Origin of the sequence: Ferrovum myxofaciens, from assembly GCF_000735045.1 — a bacterium.
Taxonomy (GTDB): domain Bacteria; phylum Pseudomonadota; class Gammaproteobacteria; order Burkholderiales; family Ferrovaceae; genus Ferrovum; species Ferrovum myxofaciens.
The window spans coordinates 1-2,694 of the sequence record NZ_JPOQ01000374.1 but is presented as its reverse complement, the minus strand read 5'-3'; the positions used below and the strand labels follow the sequence as shown (position 1 = coordinate 2,694).

General features: G+C 39.6%; 2 protein-coding genes. One reads left to right on the top strand and one right to left on the bottom strand.

Features of this window, described 5'->3' with window-relative positions; all coding sequences use genetic code 11:
- Positions 1–354: 354 nt before the first annotated feature.
- A complete protein-coding gene (locus IV91_RS16995; RefSeq protein WP_051862760.1) occupies positions 355–1,362 on the top strand; it encodes a TIR domain-containing protein in 1,008 nt (335 codons plus the stop codon).
- A 235-nt stretch (positions 1,363–1,597) separates the two neighbouring features.
- On the opposite strand, the gene IV91_RS0114095 is transcribed toward IV91_RS16995, so the two are convergent.
- A complete protein-coding gene (locus IV91_RS0114095) occupies positions 1,598–2,446 on the bottom strand; it encodes a hypothetical protein (RefSeq protein WP_200874437.1) in 849 nt (282 codons plus the stop codon).
- Positions 2,447–2,694: the final 248 nt, after the last annotated feature.

Here is a 2,694-nt window from a genome sequence, read left to right as displayed (position 1 = left end):
AACCCCTTCTGAAACTGGATACTGTTGATCGCCATGGTTCACCTCAAACGGTTTTCGCAAGAGGTCAGCATACTGTATATCCGTACAGTTATCCAGTGCGGACTGAGATAGAGACATAATCAGGTGTCTCGAATTGAATTCTTGTTTAGAGATAACGGCGACACTTTCACCTTTAACCTTCTTGAAGCATTAGCCCAATTCTATTTGAAACCCATTTTTGAAGGAAAAAATACTTAACAAGCAGTCGAGAGGAGCCGCGAAAAATAGAGCATCCCCTCAATTCATGTTAGATCCGCAATAGAGTAATAGTCATGAATATTTATTATTATTTGAATTAAATAGGATGGCTTACTTATGAAAATATCGCTTCAATTGTTTCGGAATCTATCAGATCAACTGTCCACGCTTCTTCAGGATATATTTATAAATAAATTATCCAAAGAATATACGGTATCATTAAAAAATTCTCATATAAATGGTCAATATTGGACAGTAGAGTTTAGTGGTTTTCAAAAAATCATGGATGATGACTTTGATAATCGACACATATCAAAAGCGTTATTTACAATTCAGACCGAAGCTTTAAAAACCCAAGGCATAGATGATATAAATGGGTTTTTTAAAAATAACGATGAGTTTCTTAATGAAATTTCATTGGCAATCGATGAAGGAGTTTTTTCAGAAGTAATGAAAAATATGGTTGGTACGCCATATTTCGTTTCGATTGATGCAAAGTATGGTTCTGATAATTTATATTATGCAGGTTTACTTGAAGAATCAGTTTGCCTTATTGAGAGTACAACTTTATCATGCATGCAAAGCGAGAGATGGTGGGTACTATCTAAATCTGTCACAGGTAATAGACAGTTGTATATTCCATTCGACAAATTGAATTTGATAGAAAATTCTGTAAGAATTGAATCGCATGGAGCAAGAACAGAATATAACGAGAAATTAACAAGCACAGATAACTATATTTTCGTGATTATGTCATTTCAAAATAATCCAGAATTGGTTGATGTTTATAACGCAATAAAAAGATCAGTCAATAAATGGGACGATAGTTGTAAAGTCGAGCGTATTGATGAAATCGAAGATGACTTCATGATAACTGAAGAAATACTAAATTGCATCAAAAAGTCTCGAATAGTTATAGCAGACATTACTGGTGAACGACCCAATGTATATTTCGAAATAGGATTTGCCAGAGGTGTCAATAAAAAGATGATTCAAATGGCGAAGACCGGGACTGAAATTCATTTTGATATCAAGGATACGAATACTATTTTCTATCCAAATATTACAGAACTGGAGGCAAAATTGATTAGCCGCCTTAAAATGATGGCTAAAGTTAAAATTTAACCTTACATTCTTGAGGGACTGACTACGCTAACCCCTCAATTTAACGTTGAGCGTCCGCAATGTATCGGTTGTGTGAGTTCGCTAATGTCCTAAATCGGGCGGCTCAGTTTTTTCGCCCAAGGAAATTTCATTGCTCTGAAGCAGTCGTTTGTCAACTCACACAATCGACTCTCTTCGGCCAATGGCCTTTGCGATTTCTCAGACGGCTACTGATACCAACTAGCCTCCACGCAAATCAGGAGCAATTCAATGGAAAATCTGCGACGTCCAGAATCGCAACGACGCCATATGCGGGGAAATAGACCCTTACTTCAGCTTCTGAAAATTGAAATTGGATTGTCGCTTCAATCTCGGGTTCATCGGAGTAGCCGCCCTGGATCAACGCAGGCATAATTTCATTTAACTTACATTCAAGCAAGTTCTGAAGATCACGCATTCTAATTAGCCAATAGTCCGCAAGCCGCACCGCTTCAGCATTTATTCCCGCTGCCGTTACACCTCCAGAGATTGGCAAATATACAGTTCCGTCGGACATGAGTGTAAAGACGTTTAAATTCTTCTTACGCAAGTCCTTACGCTGCTCGGGATCCCATGTTCCTCCGGTAACGCTCTTTGCACGGTACTTACTGATCAGCTCTGGCCAGTTCCTGTGAATGCTTTCTAGTACGCTTTGGTCCGTGAAATTTTTATGCGAAAGCACATTGATCGCACAGAAAGCATTGTCGGTTACTAGTGCATAGAGAAGAGAGCTTGTTCTACCTATGAAGGTCGGATTTTTTTGATCAGCGGTTATACCAAGATGAAAATGATGGACGCCCCATTCTGCCAGAAGGCCATCACTGTTCACTAACGAAGTGTGGCCCTTACTGAGGTGTGGATTTATATCAAATCCTTTTCGCACCTTTTCCTGAAGAGTATTCCATCCCTCTTGGTACTCCAGGGGACACATGAAATCGTCAGCGGCTTTGACGACTCGTGGTACGACAGCAATTCTACGTCGGAGAGAATCAAAATATCGGAAGCCCACGTTCATATCGTCTAAGATAGACAAATCATTAGCAGACCATCCATGAACGTTTATCATTTGGTCTCTCAAATACAAAAGCCAGTCGGCTTCAAAATTCGCTTTCAGTTGAGGCATTAGACGATAGAGTGTGTAGAATTCTTTGTGTTTATGCCGAGGCTGCATATTACAGCATTACAAACTACCTGATTATGTCTCTATCTCAGTGCGCATCATCAGTTTCTTTCCAGAACAAGGAGTTGCACTCGTGAGCGCCACGGCAAGTCTTGGCACCATCGCTGCCAGGTCGAATCTTCGATTGAATCGAT